28 protein-coding genes are annotated in these 26,471 nt (G+C 64.0%); 8 read left to right on the forward strand and 20 right to left on the reverse strand.

Annotated features, from left to right (window positions below; translation table 11 throughout):
* The first annotated feature begins 116 nt into the window (after positions 1–116).
* The gene (locus FHW69_RS11840; protein WP_183423281.1) at positions 117–776 is read left to right on the forward strand and encodes a protein-L-isoaspartate O-methyltransferase; all 660 of its coding nucleotides are present in this window, start codon (positions 117–119) and stop codon (positions 774–776) included.
* 37 nt (positions 777–813) lie between these two features.
* Positions 814–2,169 carry a TolC family outer membrane protein gene (locus FHW69_RS11845; protein ID WP_183423282.1) on the forward strand — a complete coding sequence of 452 codons (1,356 nt, stop codon included), beginning with the start codon at positions 814–816 and terminating at the stop codon, positions 2,167–2,169.
* Positions 2,170–2,244: 75 nt separating this feature from the next.
* On the opposite strand, the gene waaA is transcribed toward FHW69_RS11845, so the two are convergent.
* Positions 2,245–3,510, reverse strand: coding sequence for a lipid IV(A) 3-deoxy-D-manno-octulosonic acid transferase (gene waaA, locus FHW69_RS11850; protein WP_183423283.1), 1,266 nt, complete (start codon positions 3,508–3,510; stop codon positions 2,245–2,247).
* A gap of 87 nt (positions 3,511–3,597) precedes the next feature.
* Here waaA and lpxL point away from each other — a divergent pair, with 87 nt between their 5' ends.
* Both lpxL and FHW69_RS11860 read left to right on the forward strand, forming a co-directional pair.
* Complete coding sequence (lpxL, locus tag FHW69_RS11855) at positions 3,598–4,524, forward strand: LpxL/LpxP family Kdo(2)-lipid IV(A) lauroyl/palmitoleoyl acyltransferase (RefSeq protein ID WP_183423284.1); 927 nt, start codon at positions 3,598–3,600, stop codon at positions 4,522–4,524.
* Positions 4,525–4,711: 187 nt separating this feature from the next.
* Complete coding sequence (locus FHW69_RS11860; RefSeq protein WP_183423285.1) at positions 4,712–5,554, forward strand: DUF535 family protein; 843 nt, start codon at positions 4,712–4,714, stop codon at positions 5,552–5,554.
* Here FHW69_RS11860 and FHW69_RS11865 read toward each other — a convergent pair.
* The 6 genes from FHW69_RS11865 to FHW69_RS11890 form a co-directional block, all read right to left on the reverse strand.
* Positions 5,540–6,319: a glycosyltransferase family 2 protein gene (locus FHW69_RS11865; protein ID WP_183423286.1), complete on the reverse strand. Its 780-nt coding sequence runs from the start codon at positions 6,317–6,319 to the stop codon at positions 5,540–5,542. The two genes, FHW69_RS11860 and FHW69_RS11865, sit on opposite strands and share 15 nt — an antisense overlap.
* On the reverse strand, positions 6,297–7,553 hold the full coding sequence (locus tag FHW69_RS11870) for an O-antigen ligase family protein (RefSeq protein WP_183423287.1): 1,257 nt from the start codon (positions 7,551–7,553) through the stop codon (positions 6,297–6,299). Before FHW69_RS11870 ends, FHW69_RS11865 begins: the two co-directional genes overlap by 23 nt.
* 67 nt (positions 7,554–7,620) lie before the next feature.
* Positions 7,621–8,754, reverse strand: a complete 1,134-nt coding sequence (locus FHW69_RS11875; protein ID WP_183423288.1) for a glycosyltransferase — start codon at positions 8,752–8,754, stop codon at positions 7,621–7,623.
* Between the two features lie 61 nt (positions 8,755–8,815).
* The gene (locus tag FHW69_RS11880; protein ID WP_183423289.1) at positions 8,816–9,022 is read right to left on the reverse strand and encodes a zinc-finger domain-containing protein; all 207 of its coding nucleotides are present in this window, start codon (positions 9,020–9,022) and stop codon (positions 8,816–8,818) included.
* Between the two features lie 135 nt (positions 9,023–9,157).
* On the reverse strand, positions 9,158–9,760 hold the full coding sequence (locus tag FHW69_RS11885; RefSeq protein ID WP_183423290.1) for a YceI family protein: 603 nt from the start codon (positions 9,758–9,760) through the stop codon (positions 9,158–9,160).
* Between the two features lie 68 nt (positions 9,761–9,828).
* Positions 9,829–10,422 carry a malonic semialdehyde reductase gene (locus FHW69_RS11890; RefSeq protein WP_183423291.1) on the reverse strand — a complete coding sequence of 198 codons (594 nt, stop codon included), beginning with the start codon at positions 10,420–10,422 and terminating at the stop codon, positions 9,829–9,831.
* A gap of 141 nt (positions 10,423–10,563) precedes the next feature.
* Here FHW69_RS11890 and FHW69_RS11895 point away from each other — a divergent pair, with 141 nt between their 5' ends.
* Positions 10,564–11,526, forward strand: coding sequence for a mitochondrial fission ELM1 family protein (locus FHW69_RS11895; protein WP_183423292.1), 963 nt, complete (start codon positions 10,564–10,566; stop codon positions 11,524–11,526).
* A gap of 3 nt (positions 11,527–11,529) precedes the next feature.
* Here the strand turns inward: FHW69_RS11895 and FHW69_RS11900 are convergent, their stop codons facing one another.
* The 6 genes from FHW69_RS11900 to rpoZ all read right to left on the reverse strand — a co-directional run bounded on the left by FHW69_RS11900 (position 11,530) and on the right by rpoZ (position 18,886).
* Complete coding sequence (locus FHW69_RS11900) at positions 11,530–12,606, reverse strand: glycosyltransferase family 4 protein (protein WP_183423293.1); 1,077 nt, start codon at positions 12,604–12,606, stop codon at positions 11,530–11,532.
* The gene (locus FHW69_RS11905) at positions 12,603–13,304 is read right to left on the reverse strand and encodes a polysaccharide deacetylase family protein (RefSeq protein ID WP_183423294.1); all 702 of its coding nucleotides are present in this window, start codon (positions 13,302–13,304) and stop codon (positions 12,603–12,605) included. Before FHW69_RS11905 ends, FHW69_RS11900 begins: the two co-directional genes overlap by 4 nt.
* Positions 13,305–13,701: 397 nt before the next feature.
* Entirely contained in the window at positions 13,702–15,786 is a 2,085-nt protein-coding gene (gene recG / locus FHW69_RS11910; protein ID WP_183423295.1) for an ATP-dependent DNA helicase RecG, read from the reverse strand.
* Between the two features lie 35 nt (positions 15,787–15,821).
* The gene (locus FHW69_RS11915) at positions 15,822–16,205 is read right to left on the reverse strand and encodes a RidA family protein (RefSeq protein ID WP_183423296.1); all 384 of its coding nucleotides are present in this window, start codon (positions 16,203–16,205) and stop codon (positions 15,822–15,824) included.
* Between the two features lie 73 nt (positions 16,206–16,278).
* The gene (locus tag FHW69_RS11920; protein ID WP_183423297.1) at positions 16,279–18,444 is read right to left on the reverse strand and encodes a bifunctional (p)ppGpp synthetase/guanosine-3',5'-bis(diphosphate) 3'-pyrophosphohydrolase; all 2,166 of its coding nucleotides are present in this window, start codon (positions 18,442–18,444) and stop codon (positions 16,279–16,281) included.
* Between the two features lie 151 nt (positions 18,445–18,595).
* A complete protein-coding gene (gene rpoZ / locus FHW69_RS11925; protein WP_183423298.1) occupies positions 18,596–18,886 on the reverse strand; it encodes a DNA-directed RNA polymerase subunit omega in 291 nt (96 codons plus the stop codon).
* A 178-nt stretch (positions 18,887–19,064) separates the two neighbouring features.
* On the opposite strand from rpoZ, the gene FHW69_RS11930 reads away from it, so the two are divergent.
* A complete protein-coding gene (locus tag FHW69_RS11930; RefSeq protein WP_183423299.1) occupies positions 19,065–19,895 on the forward strand; it encodes a VacJ family lipoprotein in 831 nt (276 codons plus the stop codon).
* 86 nt (positions 19,896–19,981) lie between these two features.
* Here FHW69_RS11930 and FHW69_RS11935 read toward each other — a convergent pair whose 3' ends face one another.
* The 7 genes from FHW69_RS11935 to FHW69_RS11965 form a co-directional block, all read right to left on the reverse strand.
* A complete protein-coding gene (locus FHW69_RS11935) occupies positions 19,982–20,278 on the reverse strand; it encodes an STAS domain-containing protein (RefSeq protein WP_183423300.1) in 297 nt (98 codons plus the stop codon).
* Entirely contained in the window at positions 20,275–20,952 is a 678-nt protein-coding gene (locus FHW69_RS11940) for an ABC transporter substrate-binding protein (RefSeq protein WP_183423301.1), read from the reverse strand. The genes FHW69_RS11935 and FHW69_RS11940 overlap by 4 nt, the downstream gene beginning before the upstream one ends.
* Before the next feature lie 21 nt (positions 20,953–20,973).
* Positions 20,974–21,852, reverse strand: a complete 879-nt coding sequence (gene mlaD, locus FHW69_RS11945; RefSeq protein WP_183423302.1) for an outer membrane lipid asymmetry maintenance protein MlaD — start codon at positions 21,850–21,852, stop codon at positions 20,974–20,976.
* A 58-nt stretch (positions 21,853–21,910) separates the two neighbouring features.
* The gene (gene mlaE / locus FHW69_RS11950; protein ID WP_183423303.1) at positions 21,911–22,684 is read right to left on the reverse strand and encodes a lipid asymmetry maintenance ABC transporter permease subunit MlaE; all 774 of its coding nucleotides are present in this window, start codon (positions 22,682–22,684) and stop codon (positions 21,911–21,913) included.
* Positions 22,681–23,514: an ABC transporter ATP-binding protein gene (locus tag FHW69_RS11955; protein WP_183423304.1), complete on the reverse strand. Its 834-nt coding sequence runs from the start codon at positions 23,512–23,514 to the stop codon at positions 22,681–22,683. The genes mlaE and FHW69_RS11955 overlap by 4 nt, the downstream gene beginning before the upstream one ends.
* A gap of 68 nt (positions 23,515–23,582) precedes the next feature.
* The gene (gene gmk / locus FHW69_RS11960) at positions 23,583–24,200 is read right to left on the reverse strand and encodes a guanylate kinase (RefSeq protein WP_183423305.1); all 618 of its coding nucleotides are present in this window, start codon (positions 24,198–24,200) and stop codon (positions 23,583–23,585) included.
* Between the two features lie 86 nt (positions 24,201–24,286).
* A complete protein-coding gene (locus tag FHW69_RS11965; protein WP_183423306.1) occupies positions 24,287–25,150 on the reverse strand; it encodes a YicC/YloC family endoribonuclease in 864 nt (287 codons plus the stop codon).
* A 79-nt stretch (positions 25,151–25,229) separates the two neighbouring features.
* On the opposite strand from FHW69_RS11965, the gene rph reads away from it, so the two are divergent.
* Positions 25,230–25,958, forward strand: a complete 729-nt coding sequence (gene rph / locus FHW69_RS11970) for a ribonuclease PH (RefSeq protein ID WP_183423307.1) — start codon at positions 25,230–25,232, stop codon at positions 25,956–25,958.
* Complete coding sequence (locus FHW69_RS11975; protein WP_183423308.1) at positions 25,958–26,467, forward strand: N-acetyltransferase; 510 nt, start codon at positions 25,958–25,960, stop codon at positions 26,465–26,467. The genes rph and FHW69_RS11975 overlap by 1 nt, the downstream gene beginning before the upstream one ends.
* The last annotated feature ends 4 nt before the right edge of the window (positions 26,468–26,471 follow it).

Below are 26,471 nucleotides of genomic sequence, written 5' to 3' on the forward strand. Positions count from 1 at the left end.
GACTTCCGGCACTTCGTCGGACAGGTCGCAGGCCGCAGCCTTGACGCTATAGGAACTCGTGCCCTAAGCGCTTATCCTTTCAGCCCTTTTTTCCGATTTCGCAAGGCACTGACATCATGGCGATGAATTTCGAGCAGGCCCGGCAGAACATGGTGGAAAACCAGGTTCGTCCGTGGGAAGTACTGGATTTCCGCGTGCTCGACGCGCTCTCTCACGTACGTCGCGAAGACTACGTGGCATCCGAACATCGCAACATGGCGTTTGCTGATCTCACGCTGCCGCTGGGTCATGGCGAAGTCATGATGAAGCCGGTGATCGAAGGTCGCCTGCTTCAGGCGCTTGAGCTTCAGCCCACCGACACCGTGCTGGAAATTGGCACCGGCTCGGGCTTCCTCACGGCCTGCATGGCGTATCTGTCGCAGCGGGTGACCTCCGTCGATGTACATGCCGACTTCGTGGAAGCCGCACGCACGCGTCTTGGCAAGGCGGGTTTCGCCAACGTGCAGGTTGATGTGGCCGAGGCAGTCAACGGCTACGAGCCCGCTGGCGTTTTCGACGCCGTAGTGGTCACCGGTGCGGTGGCGGCCATTCCGGAGAAGTTCGTGCGCTGGCTCAAAGTGGGCGGTCGCATGTTCGTCGTACACGGGGAATCCCCGGCGCAGACCGCCGTTCTGATTACGCACGAAGGTGACGGTCGCTTCCGCGAGGAATCTCTTTTTGAAACGGACCTTCCCTACCTGGCGCATGCTGCGCCGGTGAAGCGCTTCGTGCTTTGACCCACAGATTTCCCTACACCATTCACGAGGCGACCCCATGCGTTTGAAGCTCCTTACCGTCGCACTGGCACTGGCTGCATGCCCGATGCTGGTCCAAGCGGAAGACCTGCTGGACGCCTACCGTCAGGCCCGGGCCAACGATCCGGTGCTGTCGCAGGCCGACTCCACCCGACTGTCGATTGGCGAGAACGTCGTGCAGTCGCGCGCCCTTCTGCTTCCGCAGGTGAGTGCTCAGCTCAGCCTGAGCCAGACGCAGGTCGCCGGTCCCACGCCGACCGTGGATACCAATGGCAACGTGATCACGCCAGATACCGGCTATGGCCGCACGCGTGATCTCAATGCCACGGTCTCGCAGAGCGTGCTCGATTTCAGCAAGTACGCCAATCTGAAGGCTGCACACTCCGCTGCCGATTCGCAGACGGCGACGTATGAAGCCGCGCTGCAACAGTTGGCCTCCCGCGTTGCCACGGCTTACTTTGGCGTGCTGACCAGCGACGACGCCCTGACCTTCGCCAAGGCCAACGAGCAGGCGCTTGCCCGTCAGCTGGAACAGGCGCAGCAGCGCTTCGACGTGGGCCTTTCGGCCATCACGGACGTACAGGACGCGAAGGCTCAGCACGACTCCTCCGTCGCTGCCGTCATCACGGCTGAGAACACGCTGTCCGACGCCCGCGAAGCGCTGACTCAGATTACCGGCAAGCCGGCAGACAACCTGAAGAAGCTGCGCGAGCAGCTGCCGATGGACGCTCCCGCGCCGAACGATGCGAAGGCATGGGTCGAAGAGGCTGTGCAGAAGAACCCGACGATCCTCGCGTCGCAGTTCAACGTGGAATCGGCCGAGCACACCATTGATTCGGCGCGCGCCGGTCACCTTCCGACCATCGACGCCACGGCCCAGTACGGCCGTTCCAGCAGCTGGAACGAGCGCGGCGGCCTCACGGCTGCCACGCGTGCAGCCAATGGCCGCGGCGCTACCACGGTTGGCCTGACGCTGTCGGTGCCCATCTTCTCCGGCGGCGCCACCCAATCGCGCGTTCGCCAGAGCATCTACGAGCGTGACGCCGCGCAGGATTCACTGGAAGCCTCGCGTCGCCAGGTAGTGCGTGACACGCTGAACTACTTCCGCTCCGTGGTCGCCGGCATCAGCCAGGTGGAAGCCACGAAGGCTGCTGTCGAGTCGTCCGAAAGCGCACGCGATGCAACGCAGGCCGGCTTTGAAGTGGGCACGCGCACCATCGTCGACGTACTGATCGCTCAGCAGAACCTGACCCAGGCGCTCAGCAACTACTCGCAGGCCCGTCACCAGTTCATCCTCAACAAGCTGCTGCTCAAGCAGACGGCTGGCACGGTGGACATCAAGGACCTGGAAGCCATCAACTCGCTGCTTCAGTAATCAGAGAGTCAAACGGCTCCAAAGAGAAACGGCGCGAAAGCGCCGTTTTTTTTATGTCCGGGATGCGTGCCAGCCCTACTCCTGAAGCAGGTTGTCCACCAGCTTCATCACCCGCTGCACGGAACCGCGCTCGCTGTCGAATACCTTGCGCGCTTCTTTGCCCATGTGGTCGCGACGCTTCTCATCGCGCAACAGGTGCAGCACATCCTCGCCCAGCGACTCAGCCGCAGCCACCCGGGCGCCAGCCCCGGCATCCAGCAGCGCCTGGGTGATTTCCTCGAAATTGTGGGTGAACGGGCCGACCAGCACGGGCTTGCCCAGGGCGGCGGGCTCCAGCACGTTGTGACCACCGATGGGCACGAGACTGCCCCCCACGAAGGCGACATCAGAGGCCGCGAAGAAGCGCAGCAGCTCACCCATGGCATCAATGACGAAGCACTGCGTGTGCGCGGACGGCAGACGGTCGCCACTGCGCGTGGCCGTCTGGAAACCCAGGCTGCGCACCGAGGCCTCTACCGCACGGAAACGCTCCGGATGGCGGGGTGCAATAAGCAGCAATGCATCCGGCACGCGACGCAGCACTTCCAGGTGCGCCTGCAAGACCGCCAGCTCTTCGCCTTCGTGCGTGCTGGCTGCAATCCATACCGGTCGCCCCGCGCCCCACGTGGCGCGCATGCTGATGCCTTCGGCAAGCGCATCGCACGGAACGGGCATATCGAACTTGAGGTTGCCGCATACCGTGAGCTGGCTGGGCTCCGCACCCAGCAGGCGATAACGCGCCGCGTCGGTGCGCGACTGTGCCGCAATATGGCTGACGCAACGCAGCGCCTTGCGCACCAGCGAACGCATGCGGGCGTAACCGCGCAGCGAGCGCTCGGACAGGCGCGCATTGGCAATCAGCAGCGGAATGCCATGACGGCGGCAGGCGAAATAAAGGTTCGGCCAGATTTCCGTTTCCACGATAATGGCAAGACGCGGACGCACACTGCGCAGGAAGCGCTTCACGGCAAACGGCAGGTCATACGGCAGGTACACGCTGTAGACCGAATCGCCAAACAGCTGACGCACACGCTCAGAGCCGGTCGGCGTCACGGTGGTCACCAGCAGCGGCGCCTGCGGATAAGCCTCCATCAGCGCCTTCACCAGCGGCTCTGCGGCATTCACTTCACCCACCGACACGGCGTGCACCCAAAGACAACCATTGAGTCGTGGCGATGCGAAGGTGCCGAAGCGTTCGCGCCAACGCAGGTGGTAGTCGCCGTAGCGCATGCCGCGCGCCATCAGCCGCAACATGACCAGCGGCGTGAACAGATACATGGCGAAGTTATAGAGAAGGCGCAAAATTCGATTCCGCGTCAGGGCTGGCGATTATAGCCGTCAAACTCCCGCTGGCCGGACGGCGGCACCAGCACGTTACAATCCCCGACCATGCCAGGTACACCACGCCCCTCGTTCTCCCGCTCGCTGCTGATGCCGCGCCACTGGCCCGCCTGGATAGGCGTGGGCGTCATCTGGCTGATCGCCCGGCTGCCGTTTCGCGTCCTGATGGGCCTCGGCCGGCTGCTGGGCGGCCTCGCGCTTCACCTCAATTCCGGCCGTCGCCGTATCGCGGCGATCAACATCGGCCTGTGCTTTCCGCATCTGTCGCCCGATGAGCAGAAGGCGCTGGTCACCGCGAACCTGCGCGACGTGGGCATGATGCTTGTGGAGTTCGCTCTGGGCTGGCTCGGCACCAACCACGCCATTGCGCGCGTGCCCATCGACATCGAAGGGCTGGAGCATCTGGAATCCGCGCGCGCGGCAGGCCGTGGCGTGCTGCTGGTGGGCGGTCACTTCTCGCATCTGGAGCTGTGCGCGCGACTGGTGTCGCAGCGCATCCGCATCTCCGGCATGTACCGGCGCATGGACTCGGACGTATTCGAATGGATCGTGCTGCGCGCGCGCCTGGGCTACGCCGAGGCGATGTTCGACAAGGACGACCTGCGCGGCACGGTGAAGTACCTGCGTGCAGGCGGCACACTCTGGTACGCACCCGATCAGGACATGCGCAGCAAGGACAACGTGTTCGCGCCCTTCTTCGGCGTGCCAGCGGCCACCATCACGGCGACCCATCACCTGGCCCGCCTTTCCAACGCCGTGGTCATTCCTTTCTTTCATCGTCGTCGCGCGGATGCCACGGGTTACGTATTACGCCTGGGAGCACCGCTTGAGGGTTTCCCCAGCAAGGATGCCGCGGGCGATACCGAGCGAGTCAACCTCGCCATCGAGCAGATGGTTCGCGAAGCGCCCGAGCAGTACCTGTGGGTGCACAAACGCTTCAAGACCCGGCCGCCGGGCGAGCCGCCGATTTACTGAATGGCTCGCTGAACGACTTGCTGAACCGCCTGCCGAAGCAGGTTTTTCGTGAAAGTTTCGCGAAAACTTGCGGGCGTAGAACCTCTACTGTCCCCACAGTCCAAGGTTCCAGATGTCATCGCTCGCGCGATTCATTCGTTCGCTTTCCGGCCGGAGTGAATGGCACCGCTCGCGTGCGAGTGGGGCCGTGTCCACGCTGAAATATGCCGTGCGCAGCGCTGTCGAGTGGAAGGGCCACAATCGCTGGCTCACGTTCCTTGAACAGACCCCGGGCATGCCTGCCGTGGCAGCGAAAGACCGGACGCTGGTCGAACGTTACCAGCACCGCTTCATCCATCTGGGCCTCAGCCGGGCACAGAAGCTGGAGATCCTGTACGCGCATTATCTCTTCGCGTCGCAGAGCTTTCCTTCGCACCTTTTCAGCAAGCTGTATCACGAGCGCACGGCGAACCTCGGTGCGGTGATCCTGCGCGACGGCAGCGAGCTGAATCTTGTGCTCAAGGCGCCGGAACTTCGCGGCCATGAGGGGGAGTTGTCGATCTATCTGCAGAATGCGCAGGGCCAGCGACTCTCTTTTGCCACCGTGACCTTCGCCGATGGTGGCAAGACGCTCCTTATTGGCTGCATCCAGGGTGCGACGTCGGGCGCCGGGCGTGAAGCCATCCGCGAACTGACCAAACAGTGCCACGGCCTGCGCCCGAAGAACCTGCTGCTTTCGGCCATCCATGCGCTGGCCGAAGGCTTCGGCGTCCAGCGCATTCGCGCGGTGGGCAACGCGAACCATCCGTTCGCGCGCATCGCCAACAAGATCAAGGCCGACTACGACGGCTTCTGGACGGAAAGCGGCGGAATCGCCGCCCCCGATGGCTTCTTCGACCTTCCGCTGTACGAGGAAAAACGCCTGGAAGCCGATGTCGAAAGCAAGCACCGCAGTGCCTTCCGCAAGCGCGAGGCGCTGCGTCAGCAGGCATGCGCCCTGGTGACGGATGCCTTCGGCATCACCTCGCACACGACGTCAATGGCGGCCTGAATCCCGCTCGCGGCGACGTTTCTCGTAGAGCTTGGCGTACTTCAGAAACGCATAGAACGCATGGACACGGGCCGCGATGAATCCGGCCCAGCCCGCGCGGTAATGCCCGCGCACAAAGTAGTAACGGGTGAAGGCCACACCCGAATAAAAAACCATGCGCAACCGCAGCGCTCTCGGCGCGCGGGTATGACGGTCGTCTACCTGTAGCGTGGAATAGCGGTTGGCCTTGTCCACCCGACCGGCGATATCGCGCTCGCCGTAGTGGTCGATCACGGCGGCAAGCTGCTGGACCGGCCCGTCCACTTCGATGCTTTCGTGTACCTCGTGGCCGCTCATGCGCGCGCGCTCGCGGTCAAACAGCCGCACGTAGTGATTGAGCCGCGTGCGGTTTGCCTGCCACCGCCAGAACACCCACTCCCGGCGCCAGAGCTTGAACCCTGCCACCTGCGGCGCGACCAGAGCCTCGCGCACGACATCCGCTGCCAGGGCCGGCAGCGCCTCGTCGGAATCCAGCAATAGCACCCAACGATGCGTGGCCAGATCAATGGCCGCCTGTTTCTGGGCGCTGTATCCCGCGAACGGCTGCACGCGGAATACGGCACCGTAGCTCCGGGCAATCGACTCCGTGCGATCGGTTGAGCCCGAATCCAGCACCACAATTTCGTCGGCCCAGCGTACGGAGGCCAGGCACGCGTCCAGCGTGTCTTCGTTGTCCAACGTGGTCACGACCACCGACAACGGCTCACGCACGCACGGGCTCCCCATCGCTGAGGTCCGCATACAGCGCGGCCGCCCACACCGCGAGCAGCCACCAGAACACCAGGCCCCACCATGCGGAATAGAAGGCCATGTGCGTGTTCAGCGGAAACAGCATCGCGGCCAGCGCCACGGTGGCCGGGAAGGCTCGCGCGCGGCCCTCGGGCCCGGCACGACGCCACGCACGCCATGCGATCACCAGCCCCGCCGCCCAGCACAGCAATCCAAGCACGCCGGTTTCAGTCGCGATCTCCAGCAGCAGCTGGTGGGCGTGACAGGCGCCCTCGCCCACCGCGCAGCGCTCGATGCCAACGAAGCGGTCGTCGGTGGTGGTGTAGGAGGGGTAAGCATTGCGGAAGCCGCGCACGCCAACGCCATTGATCGGGTGATCGGCAAACATGCGAAGAGCGGTCTTCCAGATTTCCAGGCGGCCAGTCAGCGCCGTGTTCAGCGATGCCTCCGACCCCTGCGTCACGACCAGCGTATGCGCGATGCGGTCATGCATGCGCGGCGACACCTTCCAGCCGATACCCAGCGCAGCGACCAGCGCGAGAGCGCCCGCCGCGCAGAACGCCGCGAATCGCAAAGGCGTGCGGCTTTCACGCCACAGGAAAGCCAGGCCCACCAGCCCGTAGCAGATCCATGCCGCGCGCGCGCCCGACAGCAGCACCGGGCCTAGCACCAGCAGATAGGCGAGCAGCAGACCCCGCCAGCCCCAGCGCTCGCGCGCGGCCCACAACGCAAAGGGCGCGAATGCGGCCAGTGCGGGGCCAAGCTTCAGATTGTCGGCCCCGAACAAACCCGAAAGACGTTCGGGATTGGACATGCCGCGCAGCCCCCACCCCGTAAGAGCCTGCACCCAGGCATCTGCCACCCACAGCGCCACGACCACACCCGTCCACAGGTACAGCGCGCGGACCTTGCCCGGGCGACGCATCGCAAAGCACGTGTACACCCCCAAAGGCGCAAAACGCAGGATGCCAGCCACTGTTCCCAGTGTGCGGCCGGGAGCCACGGCATCCACGGCAGAAATGAGTGCGGCCAGTGCGTAGGCCGCAAAAAGCATCAGGAAAAGGCGCGCTCCCGGATGGCTTTCCAGCGCGCGCGGCTCGCGCGCAATCAGCAGCAGAGCGCCGATCAGCGAGAGGACCACGCCAAGCTCCGCACTGCGCCCGAACGGCAGAAGTGCCGGGACCAGCCATATCGGCAAAAGGGGCGAACGGAGCGCGGCTTTCAGCGACATGGAATGACCATAGAAGGAGACCGACGCGATTATAGACGTGCGTGCCTCCCCACCGGGCGCGGACGGGTCAGGTGCCGGCAACTACTTCGGCGTACAGCGAAAGCGTGGCGTTCTGCATGTCCACGAGGCGATAGCTGCGCGGCGGCGGAATGGACGGCGCGAAGCGAAGCAACTCCGCCGCACGCTCCACCAGCTTCTCGCGATCCCCCAGCGGAACGCGTCCCGCCGGATAAAGCTCGGCCAGAAGCTCGCCGACGCCGCCATGGGCATACCCCATGACCGGACGGCACATGGCCAGCGCTTCCACCACCGTGCGCCCGAACGACTCCGGACGGGTGGACAGCTGGAGCACCAGCGCGGACATCGCGTAGACATCCCGCACGTCCGGACGGGTGGGAGAAATCACCACCTTGTCGTCCAGGTTGCGCTCGTGAATCAACTGGCGCAGCTCGGCGACATAGGCCTCGCGCCCGGGCTCGTCGGCGCCCAGCAGCAGCAGGCGCGCGTCGATGGCGCGGTGATCCAGATCGGCCAGCAACTCGATGGCGTCACGATGGCCTTTCAGGCGCGTGCCGCGTCCGGGCAGCGTCAGCAGCGGCGCACCGGCCAACTGCGGATACTGTTCAAAAAAGGCCTGCTGCCAGCTGTCGTCCGGACGATAGCCATAAGGAAAGGCATCCGTATCAATGCCACGCGGCACGACGGCGATGCGTGCGGTGTCCAGGCTGGGATAGTGGCGCAGCACGTAATCACGCAGGGTCTGCGACACCACAATGACCCGCTCGCCGCGCATCAGCACCGCACTGTAACGGCCCGGGCTGTTCAACCCGTGCACCGTAGTGACGAAATGCGGGCGCGGCTTCACACCCCGCATGGCCCACCAGCCAATCCACGCCGGCAGGCGCGAACGGGCGTGAACCACGTCAGGCTTCAGTTCGCGAAACAGCTTGCGCAGCTTGCCAACGGTGAACAACGTGGACAACGACTTGCGTCCGATGGGCAACGTGACGTGCCGGCTGCCTTCGGCTTCCAGCTGCGCCACGAGCCCACCGCCGGCCGATACCACGACCGACGTATGACCTGCGGCCACGAGGGCGCGCGCAATCTCAAGCGTCGACCGCTCAGCTCCACCGGCATGCAACGCGGGGATCAGCTGTACGACCGTCATCGCCTTGGGGCTCTGGGTGATTTCGGCGGCCATGGTGGTTATCCGGAATGGTCTGCCGAATCGGCAATCAGGTTACGTACCGGCTTGCGCCGAATCAGTCGCGCAGGATGTAGCGGGCACCGCAATAGGAACACACCGACTCACCACCTTCCGTCTCGATAGGCAGATACACCCGCGGATGTGAATTCCACAGATGCATGCCCGGCATCGGGCATGACAGGGGCAGATCCGCACGGGTGACCTCGTAACGGTTTTCTGCGTTGGCGGGCTTCAGCGGCAGCGCCGCGTCGGTAACAGTCATGATGGTGCTCCGAAAGTACGTCGATTCGGTCGAAGAGGGCATGTTAACAGGAGATAGCCGAAGGAAGATGAGCAAAAAAAAACCCGCGCCGTCACCGGCGCGGGCTCTGAACGCGGGCCCGGAGGGCGCTGGCTCTTACTTGCCGCCCATCTTGGCCTTATAGGCTTCCGATTCGATGGCTTCGGTCGTGATGCGGATCTTGATCTCGTCCGACACGTTGGGCACATAAGCGCCCATGCCAAAGTCCGAACGCTTGATCGAGGCGACAGCGTCGAAGCCGGCCGCCTGAGCCTTCAGCATCGGGTGCTCACCCACCTTGTTGATCGTGACGGCAAGCGTCACCGGCTTGGTGACACCGTGGACCGTGAGGTCGCCGGTGACATTCAGCTTGCCCTTGCCAGCGGCAGCGACCTTCGTGCTCTTGAAGGTGATGTCCGGGTACTTGGCGGCATCGAAGAAGTCCGGCTTCTTCAGGTGATCGTCAAGCGCAGGCACATGGGTGTCCAGAGCCGACAGCGGCAGGGTCACTTCCACGCTGGACTTCGTCGGGGCGGCTTCGTCATAGACGAGCGTGCCCTGCACGCCGCCGAGGTTGGCGGTCGGGTTGGAGAAGCCCATGTGGTTCCAGCTGAACAGGACCATGGTATGGCCAGCGTCCAGGGTGTAGTTGACCGGGGCGGCCTGGGCCGAACCGGCGGCGATCAGACCGGCGAGAGCGAGGTAACGGATTGCGCGCATGGTTATCTCCAGCTGCGGGGTGGGTACTGCAAGGGGCGGACGGCAGTACGAGGCTGCCGCCCTTGGAATCAGGCGATGGTCGCCGCTTCGTCGAAATCCAGGCGCGGCAGGCGGCCGAACAGGTTGGTATTCGCGTCACCGTAACCGATGTTCACGATGAAATTGGACTTGATGGCGGTGCCGGCGAAGAACGCCGCATCGACTGCCGCGTTGTCGAAGCCGGACATCGGACCACAGTCCAGGCCCAGAGCGCGGGCCGCCATCATCAGATAGGCGCCCTGCAGCGAGCCGTTGCGGAAGCCGGTGGCCTGGATGTTGGGCTCGTTGCCCACGAACCAGGCGCGCGCATCAGCATGGGGGAACAACTTGGGAAGCTTTTCGTAGAACTCGAAATCCGTCGCCACGATGGCAGTGACCGGGGCAGCCATCGTCTTGGCCACGTTATTTTCCGAAAGTGCAGGCTTCAACTTTTCCTTGGCCTGGGCCGACTTCACAAACACCACGCGCATCGGCGAGGAGTTGGCGGCCGTCGGGCCGAACTTCGCCAGCTCATACAGGCGATGCAGTTGCTCGTCGGTCACTTCCTTCTCAAGCCACGCGTTATAGGTGCGGGCGGTCAGGAACAGCTGGTCGAGGGCGGCATCGTTCAGCGGAGCAGTCATGGTTATCCTTTATGGGTCAGTCGGGCCGGCACTGTCGGCATCCACACAGTGTAAGCGGGACAATGGTGCCGTGAACCGACGCAATGAGGAACGTAGTGTGCGAAATACGACAACAATCGACCTGACGAGGGTTCCCACCGCGTGACCACCACGGGCGAATGCTGGGTTGTGACCGATGGCGCGGCGGGCAACCGGCGCCAGGCCCTGGCGCTGGCCGAGGCACTGGGCATGCCGGTGCGCGAGTTCATCCTCTCGCTCCGGGCCCCCTGGTCGTGGCTGGCCCCCCGGATGTTGCCGGGCGTCGATCGTGCCTGCCGCCGCGATGGTGCCTGCTTTTCGCCGCCGTGGCCCCGCATTGCCATTGGCTGCGGACGGGCCGCTGCCCTGCTCACGCGGCGGCTGCGGGTGCGCTCGGGCGGCGCCACGCTCGTTGTGCAGATTCTTGACCCACGGGTTTCACCCAAGCACTGGGACGTGGTGATTGCCCCCCGGCACGACGGCCTCGCGGGGCCGAATGTCATCACAACCGCAGGATCACTCAACCCGGTCGACGATCAATGGCTGGGCGATGGGCGCGATGCGTTTGCCTCGCTGTCCGACCTGAAGGGCCCCCGGCTTGCCGTGTTGGTGGGAGGGCCGCGCCGGGACATGCCCTTTGACGCGAAGGCCGTCGGCCACCTCATCGACGCCATCGCGGCGCGCCACATCCTGGATGGCGGCAGCGTCATGACCGTGGTGTCACGCCGTACGCCCGCCCCCGCCGTGTCCGCATTGCGCGCAACCTTACGGGATCTGCCCGGATTCATCTGGGCCAGCGATGAGGACGGTCCCAATCCGTATCCGGGCGTACTGGGCTGGGCTGACCGTTTCCTGGTCACACCCGATTCGGTGAACATGATCTCCGAAGCCTGCGCCACGGGCCGCCCGGTGCACACCTTCGCCGCCAACGCCCTGCCCCCGCGCATCGCCCGGTTCCATGCCAGCCTTCGCGCCAGTGGAAGATTGCACGACACCACAGCCATCACGCCCCCAGAGCAGATCCCGCTGCGCGAAACCGAGAGCATCGCCGCCACGCTGAAAGCCCGGCTTCGCGCACGAACCTGATCGCTATCTGCGAAGCACGTGTGCGAACTCCGCCGCGATCAGCGCATTGCTGAAAGAGCGCTGCACGAAAGGACGCGCTGCCTCGGCCATCGGCGCCCTGCGGCCTGGATCACACATCGCGAGAATGGCATCGCGCCAGGCAGCGGCATCATCCGGAGGCAACAGCAGGCCCGTCACACCGGGCACCAGGGTTTCCGGCAAACCGCCCAGTTCGCTGGCAAGCACCGGCACACCCGCTGCCTGCGCCTCAGCCGACGACCGCCCGAACGTCTCCGGCTCGGTAGACGGAAAAGCCAGCATCGAAAACACGTGGTAATAGGGCGACGGGTCGTTGACCCATCCGAGCATGTGATGGCGCGCGGCAAATGAGTCGGCGGCAATGCTCGCCGTGAGGCGCGGCGTGTCGATGCCGCTGCCAAGCCACACGCAATGCAGTCTCGGCTCGGCCGCCATCGCCTCGCGCAATGCGTCAAGCAGGACGTAGACACCCTTCCCTTCGTGCAGACGCCCCACGTAGCCGACCACGATGGCGTGCTCGTCCAGCCCCAACTCATTCAACAATTTATGCCGCTGTCTGGGACAGGTTTTTCCGAGCGCACGCACGTCCATGGGGTTGTACAGCACGCGCACCCGCGCAGACGGAATGCCCTCATCCACGGCGCGACGTCGTGCGTACTCCGATACGACAAAAAAATAGTCTGCGAGCCACGGCACCAACCGTCGCGACAAGGGCTTCATGGGCCGGACCCGATGCCGGAACAGCGCGACGCGCACGCCATACAGCCAGCCCAGAAGGATGAGCGGCCAGTACTCCTTGCCGAAGTTGCTGACGAGCACATCAGGCCGCAGATCGCGCATGGCACGGACAATCGCGGCGTAGCCCCGGATATCCAGCACGTTGCGCAACGCGGCTGGATACATGCGCACGTCCGTGGCGACGAACTCGCTGGCCATAAGGCTTAAGGGATCCACGGCAGCACCCACGCTGTGCCCGGCCTCTGCCATCGCCGTGGCAAGCGCCACCATGTGCTTTTCAGCCCCGCCACCCCCGCGGGACGAACCGACAAACAGAAGCCTCATGCGCGCCTGTCCTCGTAGCGGGTGAAAGCACGCATCGCGAACTGCGGCAGGATGTGCCGATAAGACACCGCCACCCTGGGCAACCGCAGCAGGTCCGATCCAGGCACCGCGCGGCCCCGCTGCACCGTGGTCGCGCCTTCGTACCCAGCCTCGCGGGTGGCTTCCACCACTGCGTCGTTTACGTCGCCATACGGGTAGCAGAACTGGGTAACCGGCGCGCTGATCACGTCTTCCAGATCCGCTTTGCTGCCGCGCACTTCGTCTTTCATGACCCAGGGACTGCACCGGCTCAATCGTGCGTGCGTACGGGAGTGCGCACCGACCTCCATGCCTGCCGCGTGCCAGGCACGAAGCTGATCGGCATTCATCAGGGGCTTTCGCAAACCCAGACGTTCAGAGTCCCATTCGTTGTACCGACCGACTGCACCACTGACCACGTAGCAGGTAGCGGTGAAGCCGTAGTGCTGCAACAGCGCCAGTGCGTTGTCGACGTTGTCGGCGTAACCGTCATCCAGTGTGATGACGACAACGCGCCCGTGCTCGTCACCGCGCAGATAGGGCATCGCATCGGACATGGACAATGCGCGATAACCCAGCGCATGCAACAGGCCAAGCTGATGGGCAAACGCGCGGGGTTTGACGTAAAGCCCACGGTAGCGCGTGACCCCTCGCGGCAACGGCGCGATGTTGTGATACATGAAAATCGGGATAGGCGAGGAAGTCCTGAGCCCGTGGGGTACCGCCTTCGTTGAACCATGTTCGCGACTTGCCATGAACTCCCTGCGCCTCGTCAGATGGCAGATCACTTCCTGTGACCCGCAGCGTGTGCCTTCCCCATGTTACGACCGAAGGCGGCCCGGCCTGACGGCGAAGATATGCCGCGCATTTTTCGTCCGTTCATATTCGGACGTCTTTTCGCAATTGAGAATTGGCAAAAGAAAAAGTAAGCACTGACAGCACGCGCATTCTTGCGGCGCGCGCAAGAACATGACGAACGCCTACAACTAGCGGTCTATTGATGTGTTACCGATGCCGCGCGCCTGGTGCATGCACACGCGTTACGTGGCAATGGCATGATCCACACGAAAGCCGCCGTTAGGCGTGCACGTAGCGCGCCGCGTCGCCCACCCAGCGTGCAATCAACTGTTCGCAGCGGGCCGGGTGATCTTTCATCATGGCTTCCGCCACGCGCTGCACATCAGGCATCAGATCGGCATCGCGTGTGAGGTCGGCGATGCGGAACTGAAGCTGGCCGGTTTGCCGGGTGCCCAGCACTTCGCCAGGGCCGCGAAGCTCCAGGTCTTTTTCTGCGATGCGAAACCCGTCGTTCGTCTCGCGCATGACCTGCAGGCGCTCTTTCGCCAGGCGCGACAACGGTGCCTGATACAACAGCACACAATTGGATGCGATGGCACCGCGCCCTACACGACCGCGCAACTGATGCAGTTGCGCCAGTCCCAATCGTTCACTGTTCTCGATAACCATCAGGCTGGCGTTGGGCACGTCCACACCGACTTCGATCACCGTGGTAGCCACCAGAACGGCAAGTTCACCTGCCTTGAAAGCATCCATCACAGCCTGCTTTTCTTTCGGTTTCAGACGTCCGTGAATCAGGCCCACCGCGAGTCCTGGCAGCGCAGCGGTCAATTCCGCGTGCGCGACTTCAGCGGCCTGCGCCTTCAACTGCTCAGACTCCTCGATCAGGGTGCACACCCAGTACACCTGCCGTCCTTCGGAACACGCCGCATGTATGCGCCCGATCACTTCGCCGCGTCGCGCGTTGGACACGGCGATGGTCTGCACCGGCGTGCGGCCCGGAGGAAGTTCGTCGATGGAGGAGACGTCCAGATCGGCGTAAGCGCTCATGGCCAGCGTGCGTGGAATCGGTGTGGCCGTGAGCACCAGTTGATGAGGCACAAGGTCTGCTTCAGCCCCCTTGTCGCGCAACGCCAGACGCTGATGCACACCAAAGCGATGCTGCTCGTCCACGATGACCAGCCCCAGTTTGGAAAACGCCACGCCTTCCTGCATCAACGCGTGCGTACCCACGACCACATGCGCACCGTTGGCCGCACGATCCAGCGCTGCCTTGCGCGCCCTGCCCTGTACCTTGCCCGCAAGCCAGACGACTTCCAGCCCAAGCGGCTCAAGCCACGCGCGGAAATTGCGCAGGTGCTGTTCTGCAAGAAGTTCGGTCGGTGCCATCAGTGCCACCTGATAGCCGCTTTCCACCGCAGCCAGCGCGGCAAGTGCAGCGACCACCGTCTTGCCGCTGCCCACGTCGCCCTGCACGAGGCGCAGCATCGGATGCGCACGGGCGACATCGCGCGCCACTTCTGCCGCCACGCGTTGCTGCGCGCCAGTCAGTGCAAAAGGAAGGCCTGCCAGCAGTTGTTCGCGGAGCACCCCGGCGTTCTTCAGCGCGGGCGAGCGGCGCCGCTTGACCGCCGCACGCATGCGCCGCAGGGTCAGATGCTGGGTCAGCAGCTCTTCAAACGCCAGTCGCTGCTGCGCCGGGTGACGACCCGAGCCCAGCTGGCCGAGGTTGGTATCCGGCGGCGGCCGGTGCACGTACATCAGCGCATCGCGCAATGACGACAATCCGAGCGGCCGGCCGATGTCGTCAGGAATCAGTTCCAGCCTGTCGTCTGTGGGCAGCCGTCCCAGCGCTTTGCCAATCACTCCCGCCAGACGCTTCGGCCCCAGGCCTTCCGTCGTCGGATAGATCGGCGTCAGCAGTTCATCCACCACCACCGGATCTCCAGCCTCGATGATCTGGTATTGCGGATGAACGATTTCCAGCCCCTGCGCGCCGTAACGCACCTCGCCAAAGCACAGCACGCGACTGCCGACAGCGAACTGCTCGATCTGCGTCTTGCGAAAGTGGAAGAAGCGCAGCGTCAGCGAGCGGCCGGATTCGTCGCCGATCACGACCTTCAGCTGAGGGCGATAGCGAAACCCGCGTTCTACCGCTTCCACCGTGCCTTCCACCTGCGCGCGGTCACCCGGGCGCAGGTCGGCGATGGGCAGCACGTGGGTCTTGTCTTCATAGCGCAGTGGCAGATGAAACCAGAGATCCTGCACTTCCCGCAGGCCAAGCCTCGCCAGCGTCTCAGCCAGCGCCGGTCCCACGCCGCCAAGCGACGTGAGAGGAGCATGTCCCGCATCAGCGGGCAACATGGGCTTGGCCGGTGACACGTGAGGCCGCGATGGAATCAGGGCAGGACGAGGATCGCGTCCACTTCCACCTGCGCCGCCTTGGGCAGGCCGGACACTTCAATGGTGGAACGCGCCGGATACGGCTGCTGGAAGTAGTCGGCCATCACGGCGTTGACCGCTGCGAAGTTGCCCAGGTCGGTGACGTAGATGCCCACGCGCACGATATCGGCCAGCGAACCGCCAGCGGCTTCAGCCACGGCCTTCAGGTTGTCGAACACGCGACGCGTCTGCGCGGTGATGTCGCCGGCCACCATTTCGCCAGTTGCCGGGTCAAGCGGAATCTGACCGGAGAAGAACACCGTCTGCCCTGCACGCACAGCCTGCGAGTAGGGACCAATGGCGGACGGAGCCTTGTCGGTGGAGATGGTGCTGCGGGTCATGTCAAATTCTCAGGGTCGATACGAACCCTGAGTTTAAAGGAGTCTGAGCTCACGCGGCGCGACACTGTGCTGGCTACAGCGGGTGCCTGTATACGCCACTGACCACACCGGTGCGGCGCACGCGGCGCATCACGTCGGCCAGATGCTTGCGGTTCCTCACCTCGATGGCGAACAGCAGCGTGGCAGCGGTGCTGTCGCGCTCGATGTATTCCACGTTCTCGATATTCGATTCGGCATCCGCGATTGCCGCCGCGACCGTGGCAAGCACGCCGGGGCGATTGAGCACTTCGATACGCAACTCGGCGCGATAGTCACCCGCGACGTCGCGATCCCATTCGATGGCCACGCAGCGCTCGGGCGACTTGCGGAATTCGACCACGTTGGGGCATTCCACGCGATGCACGACGATGCCCTTGCCCGAGGACAGATAGCCGATGATTTCGTCGCCAGGCAGCGGATGGCAGCAGTTGCCGAAGCTGAGCACGCCGCGCTCTGCGCCACTGATGCGGATTTTCTCCGCGTTGTGCACGTGCGTGGTGATTTCGTCACGCGGACCCAGCAGCGCCATGAGCTGCGCCGCCACCTGGTCAGGCATGCGGTTGCCCAGCGCGATGTCCGACAGCAGTTCTTCCAGCCGCTTGAGCTTGGCTTCTTCGAGGAAACGGTCCAGTGCTTTCGCCGGTACGGCATCGAGGTTCATGCCGCGCGCATCCAGAGCGCGATCCAGCATGCGGTGACCGAAATCAACCGCATCCTCGTGCTGGAGATGCTTCAGGTACTGACGGATCGCCGTGCGCGCCTTGCCGGTGACCACGGCTTCCAGCCATGCCGGGTTGGGCACGGCAGAGGGCGCGGTGATGATCTCGACCTGCTGACCGGAGGTCAGGCGTGTGCGCAGCGGCACCAGCTTCTTGTCGACGCGCGCAGCCACGGCGTGGTCGCCCACATCGGTGTGCACCGCGTACGCGAAATCGAGCGCGGTGGCGTTACGCGGCAGCGAGAAAATTTCTCCGCGCGGCGTGAACAGGTACACCTCGTCCGGGAACAGGTCGATCTTCACGTTCTCAAGGAACTCGGAAGCCGACGGCGTGTGCGCCTGGCTGTCTGCCAACGCGGAAAGCCATTCGCGTGCGCGCGCCTGCGCGCTGTTGGCCGGACCCGAATCGCTCTTGTAGGCCCAGTGGGCCGCCACGCCACGCTCGGCCACCGACTCCATTTCCGAAGTGCGGATCTGGATTTCGATGGGCGCGCCAAACGGCCCCAGCAGCACGGTGTGCAGCGACTGGTAACCATTGGCCTTCGGAATGGCGATGAAATCCTTGAAACGGCCATCCACCGGCTTGTACAGGCCATGCACGGTGCCGAGCGCCTGATAGCAGTGCATCGCCGAATCGGTGATGACGCGGAAGCCGTACACGTCCATCAGCTGCGCAAACGTCTTGTGCTCATTGCGCATCTTGGAATAGATGCTCCACGCGGACTTGATGCGGCTGACCGCGCGCCCGGGAATCTTCTCGGCCGCCATGCGCGCTTCCAGGGCCATTTCGATCTTGGCCATGGCTTCGCGGCGGTTGCCCAACGCAGCACGGATGCGCTCGCCGATGACCCGGTGACGATCCGGATACAGCGCGCGGAAGCCAAGATCCTGCAACTCGGCCTTGAACTTGTTCATGCCCAGGCGCTGCGCAATCGGCGCGTAAATTTCCAGCGTTTCGCGCGCGATGCGGCGACGCGAGGTGCCGTCTTTCGCGCCCAGCGTGCGCATGTTGTGCAGCCGATCGGACAGCTTGATCAGAATGACGCGCAGGTCACGCGCCATGGCCAGCAGCATTTTGCGGAAACTCTCCGCATCCGCTTCCTGGCGGCTGCTGAAGCTCATCTTGTCGAGCTTGGTCACACCGTCGACCAGCTCTGCCACCACCGGGCCGAACTCGGCTTCCAGTTGCTCGCGACCCAGCTGCGTATCTTCCAGCGTGTCGTGGAGGATCGCGGCGATGATCGTTTCGGCATCCAGACCGAGCTCGGCCAGGATGTACGCCACCGCAACCGGATGGGTGATGTAAGGCTCACCGGATTTGCGCGTCTGCCCGGCATGCGCTTCGGCACCCACGATATAGGCGCGACGGATGCGCATGACCTGCGGCTGCGGCAGGTAAGCGGACACGCGCTCTTCCAGCGCCTGCACATACGGCGGGACGGGCGTGTTTTCCAACGACGGAGTAACGGGGATAACTTCCATGGAGGCGTCACGTCGCGTCAGGCGACGGCCTCCATGCAACCGCGTGTCAGAACGCGCGGCGCATAATCCGGCAAGCGCGACAGAACGCGCCGCGTGCCGGAGGGATACGCGGGATCAGATGACGTGCGGGGTCGACAGCGACCCGGCGTCATTAGTCATCTCCGCCCTTCGAGAGGTCGTCGTCCACTTCGGTCGCGGCCCACTCAAGCGCCTCGCGCTCGGCACGCTCACGCGCGGCCTTGTCGATCTCGTCGATCATCTGGTTGGTAACGCGACCTTCGGCGATTTCGCGCAGCGAAAGCACGGTGGGCTTGTCGTTGTTCGGATCGATGGTCGGCTCGGCACCCTTGGAGAGCTGGCGGGCGCGCTTCGTCGCCATGAGCACGAGCTCGAAGCGGTTGTCGACTACCTCAAGGCAGTCTTCGACAGTAATACGGGCCATTTCAAATCCTTGACAATAAAGATACTTCTGGTTGTGCAGTTTAGCGGTCCAGGCCGTTGGCTGGCAATTGGCCCGGGCGTATGATGCGCGGTTACCGGTCGCCAGGAAGGCTCAAGTGCAAATTAAAGAACCACGCGGTACAATAAAGCGGTACCCCTTCCCCCACCAAGCCGCCAGAATGCCAGCCAACGCCATATTCAAAGTATTTCGCCGCGCCTTGCCGCTGCTGGCGATTGCCCTGCTGGCCGCCTGCACCGTTGCCAAGCCGCGCACGGATGACCCGGCCCAGAAATTCAATCGCAAGATGTACGCGTTCAACGACTCGCTGGACAAGGCGATCATCCGCCCGGTCGCCGTGGGTTACCGGAAGGTCACCAATCCGCCCGTCCGCCGTGCGTTCAGCGACTTCTACACCAATATCCGCCTGCCCATCACGGTAGCCAACGACCTGCTCCAGGCCCGTCCGAAACAGGCGCTGCAGTCCACGGGCCGTTTCGTGGTGAACCTCACCATCGGCGCGCTGGGCTTCATGGACCCGGCGAGCCAGCTCGGTATCCCGCTGGAAGATAACGATTTTGGCGTGACCCTGGCCCGCTGGGGCGTGCCCGAAGGCGACTACCTGGTGCTGCCGTTCGTCGGTCCCACCACGGTACGCGACGTCTGGAGGCTCCCGGTCGACAGCTACTTCTTCGATCCGCTCAGCATTTACGCCCGCAACCACGACTACAAGTACAGCCAGCAATACCTGCCGCAGCTGCTCTATCTCGTGACCCTGCGTGCCCGCGCCATTGATGCGGAAAGCTTCCTGGCCTCCGCTTACGACCCGTACGTGTTCATGCGTGACGCCTACCGCCAGCAGCGCCTGTACCAGATTTACGACGGCAACCCGCCGGCAGACGTCATCGAGCAGATGCAGGGTCTGGATGAAAAGGGCTTTGACCCGGACGAACTGCTCGAAGAGCAGCACAAGTGGGAACACCAGAACGACAAGCCGGCCGAAAAGCAGTAAGCCAGCCCTCCCACTCGTTCCGCCCGCCCATGAAAAAGCCGCCGACCCTCCCGGGTCGGCGGCTTTTTTCGTACCCGAGGATGCGATCAGACCAGCTGATCGACCCCCGATACCTGCGCCAGCGCATGCAAACCCGCCGGGACATGCACAACATTCAGTGCGCGCCCCTCGCTGCGATGAGCCGCCAGCACCGCCAACAGGCAGGCAAGGCCCGCGCTGTCAGCATGGGTGACACCGGAAAGATCCAGCACCGTCTGGCCACCACGCGCCAGTTCGGCGTTGGTAGCCTCCAGTGCAGCCGCCGCCGTCGAGAACGACAGCGCACCGGCCACCTTGAGGGTGCCGGGCGTCGCGGTCGTCAGCGTGAAGGCGTCGTTGCTCACTTCTTCGCCTGACCGCTCTGGTTGGCCATGTCGTCGATAGCCTTCGAGCCCTGGGTTTCCAGGTCCAGGGTCAGCTTGTCGAGGCCTTCCTTCTTGATCTGCGCATCCACCTGGTTGCGGTAGTTGGTCACATACGAGATGCCCTCGATGATCACGTCGTACGCCTTCCAGTCGCCCGAGCTGCTCTTGCGGAAAGCGTAGTCGACCGACACCGACTTGCCGTCGTCCAGCTTGACCTGCGTGCGGACCAGCGTGCGCTTGTCGTTCGTCTCGCCCGTACCCGGAAGCACCTGCACGCGACCGCGCGTGTAGTTGACCAGGCCTTCGGCATAGCGATGGGTGATGGAGTTGTAGAACGCCTTGGCAAAGCGCTCGCGCTGCTGCGGGGAGGCACTCCTTGCGTTCTGGCCAAGCACCAGGATCGAGGCGTAGTCGATGTCGAAATGCGGCAGGAAGACGTCGTCAATGACGGCGATCATCTTCTCCGGGTCTTTCTTCAGTTCTGCCTGATGACCTTCAATGGCCTTGGACAGTTCGTCGGCGATGGTCTGCACGATAGCTGTGGGCGACTGATTGACGCCGGCCGCCGGAGCAGCAGCGTCCTGCGCGAAAGCCGGGGTGGCGACCACGCCGCCGAGGGCAAGCGCGAGAGCCAGAGTGAGTTTGCGAACCATGAGTCGTCTCCTGATACCGGCTTATTTTTTACCGGAGGATGCATCGGGCTGGCCGCCAGAATTGCCGGCGCCATTCTTGTTGTCGCTCGGCGAACCGTTCACAAGGAACTTGCCGATCAGATCCTCCAGTTGCAGTGCAGACTGGGTCAGGACCATCTCGTCGCCGTCCTTCAGGTACTCCGGCGAGCCGCCAGGCTGGATCGCAACATACTGGCTGCCGATCAAACCGCTGGTGAACACCGCCGCCGCCGAGTCATCCGGTATCTGGGAGTAGTTCTTGTCGATAGCAAGGGTGACGAACGCATCAAGATGACCCGGCTGGATCACCACGCTGTCCACGCTGCCGATGGGTACGCCGGACATCTTCACCGCGGCGCCGGTCTGCAGTGAGCCGACGTTGGTGAAATGGCCCGTGACCTTATAGGTGCCGCCCAGACGATCCGCAGCACTGCCGCCGCCGAAGAACTTGCCGATCATCTCTTCCAGCTGCTGGGCCGGACGGGTGAACCCGATGGTGCCACCTTCGGCCAGGGTCTTCTTCGACTGGCCAAACTGGATGCCCACATACTGGTCGCCCAGCAAGCCGCTGGTGAAGATCGTGGCCACCGAGTCATCGGGGATATCTTCGTGTGCCTTGTCGATCGACAGCGTGACCTTCGCCTCTTCCTTGCCGGGCACCAGATCAATGGCCTGCACGGAACCCACGCGGACACCGGCAATCTTCACCGGAGCACGTGCCTTGAGCTGGCCGACGTTGGCGAAATGGGTTTCGACCGTATAGCTGTCGCCCTGGCGGGAGTTGGCCACCGAGGTGGTCTGGGTGGCGAGGTACGCCAGTGCGGCAAAGCCAAGCACGATGAACAGGCCCGTGCCCACGGCATAGGAACGTCTCTGGGTCACGGTGCAATCCTCGAAATAATGGGCGAAAGAATGGGAGTCGTCATGGCGGGTCGGCCCCTCAGATCAGGAACGAGGTGAGGACGAAATCCAGCGCCAGGATGGCAATGGACGAGGCGACCACGGTGCGCGTGGTGGCGTAAGCCACCCCTTCGCTCGTGGGGGGCGTGGTGTAACCCTGATACACCGCGATCAGCGAGACCACGATGCCGAACGCGATGCTTTTCAGCAGTACGCCATTGATGATGTCTTTGTGCACGTCCACCGTCGCGGTCATGTTCGACCAGAAGGTGCCGTTGTCGATGCCAAGCCAGGTAACGCCGACCAGATGGCCGCCAAACACACCCATGGCGCAGAACACCACACCCAGCAGCGGCAATGCCACCACACCCGCGAGGAAGCGCGGCGCCGCTACATAGGCGATGGGGTCGACCGCCATCATTTCCATGGCGTCGAGCTGATCGGTAGCACGCATCAGGCCGATTTCAGCCGTGATGGAGGTGCCGGCACGACCGGCGAAAAGAAGCGCAGTGACCACAGGGCCCAGCTCGCGATAAATCGCGATGGCCACCACCGTGCCCGTGGCCGACGTGCCGCCGAAGATCGACAACACATCGTAAAGCTGCAGGCCAAGCACCATGCCCACGAACAGGCCGCAGGTCATCACGATGGTGAGGCTCATGGCACCCACGAACCAGATCTGGCGCAGCGTTTCGCGGAAATAGCGGAAGCTGCGCGGCACCGCCGCCAGCAGGGTCAGCAGGAACAGGCCGCACGCGCCAATCTGCGCGAGGCTCTGGGTGACCACGCCACCACGATCCATGCGGGCGTTCATAGGGAACCTCCGGGAAAACCGAGCGCCGTGGCGTAATCGCCGGCCGGGTACTGAAACGGTACGGGACCATCCGCTTCGCCGCCGAAGAACTGGCGCGTCCAGGGCGAGCCATCGGTGGCCAGCGTGGCAGCATCCCCCTGCGCCACGACCTTGCCGTTGGCGATGAGGAACACGTGGTCTGCAATGTGCTGCACGGCTGCCAGCTCATGCGCCACCAGAATGCTGGTGATGCCCAGCGTCTGGTTGAGCGTGCGGATGAGCTTCAGCACCTGATTCAGTGCAATGGGGTCAAGGCCGACAAACGGCTCGTCATAAAGAATGAGTGCCGGATCGAACACGATGGCCCGGGCCAGCGCCACACGACGGGCCATGCCACCGGAAAGCTCGGTCGGCATCAGGCGCGCGGCACCACGCAGGCCCACGGCCTGCAGTTTGGTCAGCACGATATTGCGGATGAGGACTTCCGGCAGCTTCGTGTGCTGACGCAGCGGGAAGGCCACGTTCTCGAACACGTCGAAATCGGTAAGCAGTGCGGAATTCTGAAACAGGTATCCCACCCGCTCGCGCAGGCGGAACAGGTGCTCGCGCGACAGATCGGGCACGTTTTCGCCATCTACGCGCACTTCCCCGCGATCACCGCGCATCTGCCCGGTGATGTGCTTCAGCAACGTGGTTTTGCCGGTGCCACTGGGGCCCATGATCGCGGTGATCTTGCCGCGGGGGATGTCCAGGTCCAGCGAATCGAAAATGGTCTTGCCGTTCAGGACCGTGGTAAGGCCGCGCACGCGGACGATCGTGTCGTCGGACCCGGAGCTGGCTGTGTCGGTCATGAGCAAATCATTCGCCAAGTGAAGTGGGACAAAGTAGCGGAAGCCATCGCAGCACGCCATGGGACAGGTCAGGGCGCGAGCAGTTCCTCAATGAGCGTCTCGTGGCGGCGCCACTGCAATGACGTGCGCTGACGCACGGCATGCACGATGGCCCGCAGATCAGCCAGCGCGTCCTCGAAGCGGTCGTTGACCACGATGTAATCGAACTCGTGGGCGTGCGAGATTTCCTCGCGCGAGTTGAAGAGGCGGCGCTCGATGACCTCCGGCGCATCCGAGCCCCGGCCGCGCAGGCGGCGCTCAAGCTCCGGCCGCGAAGGCGGCAGGATGAACACGCTGACGCAATCCGGTTTGCGCGAACGGATCTGGCGGGCGCCCTGCCAGTCGATTTCCAGCAGCACGTCGGAGCCGGATTTCAGCTTGTCGTTGACCACGTTGCGCGAGGTGCCATAGAGGTTGCCGTGCACCACGGCGTGCTCAAGAAAGATGTCCTCGGCGATCTCGCGTTCGAAATCCGGGCGCTCCACAAAGTAGTAGTGCCGGCCGTATTCCTCCCCCACACGCGGCGGACGCGTTGTATGGGAAATGGACAGCGAAATGCCCGGCTCGCATTCGAGCAGCGCATTGACCAGCGTGGATTTGCCAGCGCCCGAAGGGGCGGCGACCACGAAAAGGGTGCCTTCGATCATTCGGTAATCCGCACTATCCGGGGTCGGGTTTCGTCGGTGGCAGGCGATTATAGCGCCTGCCTGCCCCAACCCGCCCATTGTGGCGGTTACTCGATATTCTGCACCTGCTCGCGCATCTGCTCGATCAGCACTTTCAGCTCGACGGCGGCGTTGGTGGTACGCGAATCCACCGACTTGGAGCCGAGGGTGTTCGCCTCGCGGTTGAATTCCTGCATCAGGAAATCAAGGCGGCGACCCACCGGCTCCTTCAGCGCCAGCACGCGGCGGGCCTCGGCGATGTGCGTTTTCAGGCGATCCAGCTCTTCATCCACGTCCACGCGGGTGATCTGCAGCACCAGTTCCTGCTCCAGACGGCCCGGCTCCACCGGCTGGCGGATATCGGCAAGACGGGTTTCCAGGCGAACGCGCAGGGCGGCCTGGATCTCCGGCAGCCAGCCGCGCACATCGCCCACGATGCGCTCGATCTGGTCCAGGCGCTCGGAAATCATCTCGCCCAGCTTCGTGCCTTCACGGCCGCGCGTGTCGGCCAGGGCCACCAGCGCGCGGTCCAGTACGTCCAGAAGGGCGGCCTGAAGCGCGTCCGCGTCCGTTTCGGCCTGCTGGAGCACGCCAGGAAAACGCAGCAACTCGGTGAAATCGACCGTCATGCCGGTGAAGCGGCCCCGCATGTTCTCAGCCAGCTGGGACAGGCGCCCCAGCACCGCATCATTGACCACCAGGGTGTCTGCCGAGGCGCCGTCGCTGCGCAGGCGCACGGTCACATCCACTTTGCCACGCGACAGCTTGCCGGCGATCCGCTCGCGCAACGCACCCTCGAAATTGCGCATATCCTCGGGCAGCCGGGGGCTGATTTCGAGGTAGCGATGGTTCACCGTGCGCAGCTCGCAGGTCAGTAAACCGGAGGGGCCTGCGTGCTCCGCAGAGGCGTAGGCGGTCATGCTGCGGATCATAGGGAGGACCTGTTTGCGCGAAGGGAAAGGAGGCAATGGTAAACTTTCCCACCCGCCGCCCCCAAATCAAGCCAACCCTATGACCGTCATCCGACCCAGCGGTCGCGCCGCCGACCAGCTGCGCGCCGTCTCCATCGAACGCCACTTCACCCGCCACGCGGAGGGTTCGGTGCTCGTTTCCTTCGGCGACACCCGCGTTCTGTGCACGGCCAGCATTGAAGAGCGCGTGCCGCCCTGGCTTCGCGGCAAGGGTGAGGGCTGGGTCACGGCCGAGTACGGCATGCTGCCGCGCGCCACTTCCGACCGCACGCAGCGCGAAGCCGCGCGCGGCGGCCAGGGTGGCCGCACCATGGAAATCCAGCGACTCATCGGCCGCTCGCTGCGTGCCTGCGTGGACCGTGCCGCCCTCGGCGAGCGCGTCATCACGCTGGATTGCGACGTGATCCAGGCCGATGGCGGCACGCGTACTGCTGCCATCACCGGCGCGTACGTTGCCCTGGTGGATGCCGTCGCCACGCTGACCAAACGCGGTGCCATCAAGCGCAACCCGATCCTGGGCGCCATCGCCGCCGTATCGGTGGGTGTGTACCAGGGCATGCCGGTGCTGGATCTGGACTACGCCGAAGATGCCAACTGCGATACCGACATGAATGTCGTCATGAATGATGGCGGCGGTTTCATTGAAGTGCAGGGCACGGCCGAAGGCCACGCTTTCCGCCGCGATGAACTGAACAACCTGCTCGATCTGGCCAGCAAGGGCATCACCGAACTGGTCGCCGCACAGCGTGCTGCCCTGGAGCTGCCGTAATGGCCGATATCCGCCCCGCCACCCTGGATGATCTGGACGCCATTGCCGCCGTGCACCGCGCGGCCTTTGGCCGTGAAACCGAAGCCAACCTGACGATCGCGCTGCACAAGGCCGGTCGCGCCCCCATCTCGCTGGTCGCCGAAGACGACGGTACGGTGGTTGCGCACGTGCTGTTTTCGCCGGTCACGATTGAACAGGGTGACGACGGCAAGGCCCTGGGCCTGGCACCCGTCGCCGTGCTCCCGGACTACCAGCGCCAGGGCATTGGCCATGCGCTGATCGAAGAAGGCATCGGTGCGTGCTTCGTGGCCGATGCACGTGCCATCTTCGTGCTGGGCTCGCCGGTGTATTACTCCCGCTTTGGTTTCAGCAAGGCATCCGCGCACGCTCTGCACGACGCCTACGAAAGCGGCAACGCGTTTCAGGTGCTGCCGCTGACCGTGGACGGCCTGGGTGACTATCGCGGGCGTGTGGATTACGCGCCCGAGTTTGCAGCGGCAGGAACCTGATCGC

The organism is Luteibacter sp. Sphag1AF, assembly GCF_014192715.1.
Lineage (GTDB): Bacteria > Pseudomonadota > Gammaproteobacteria > Xanthomonadales > Rhodanobacteraceae > Luteibacter.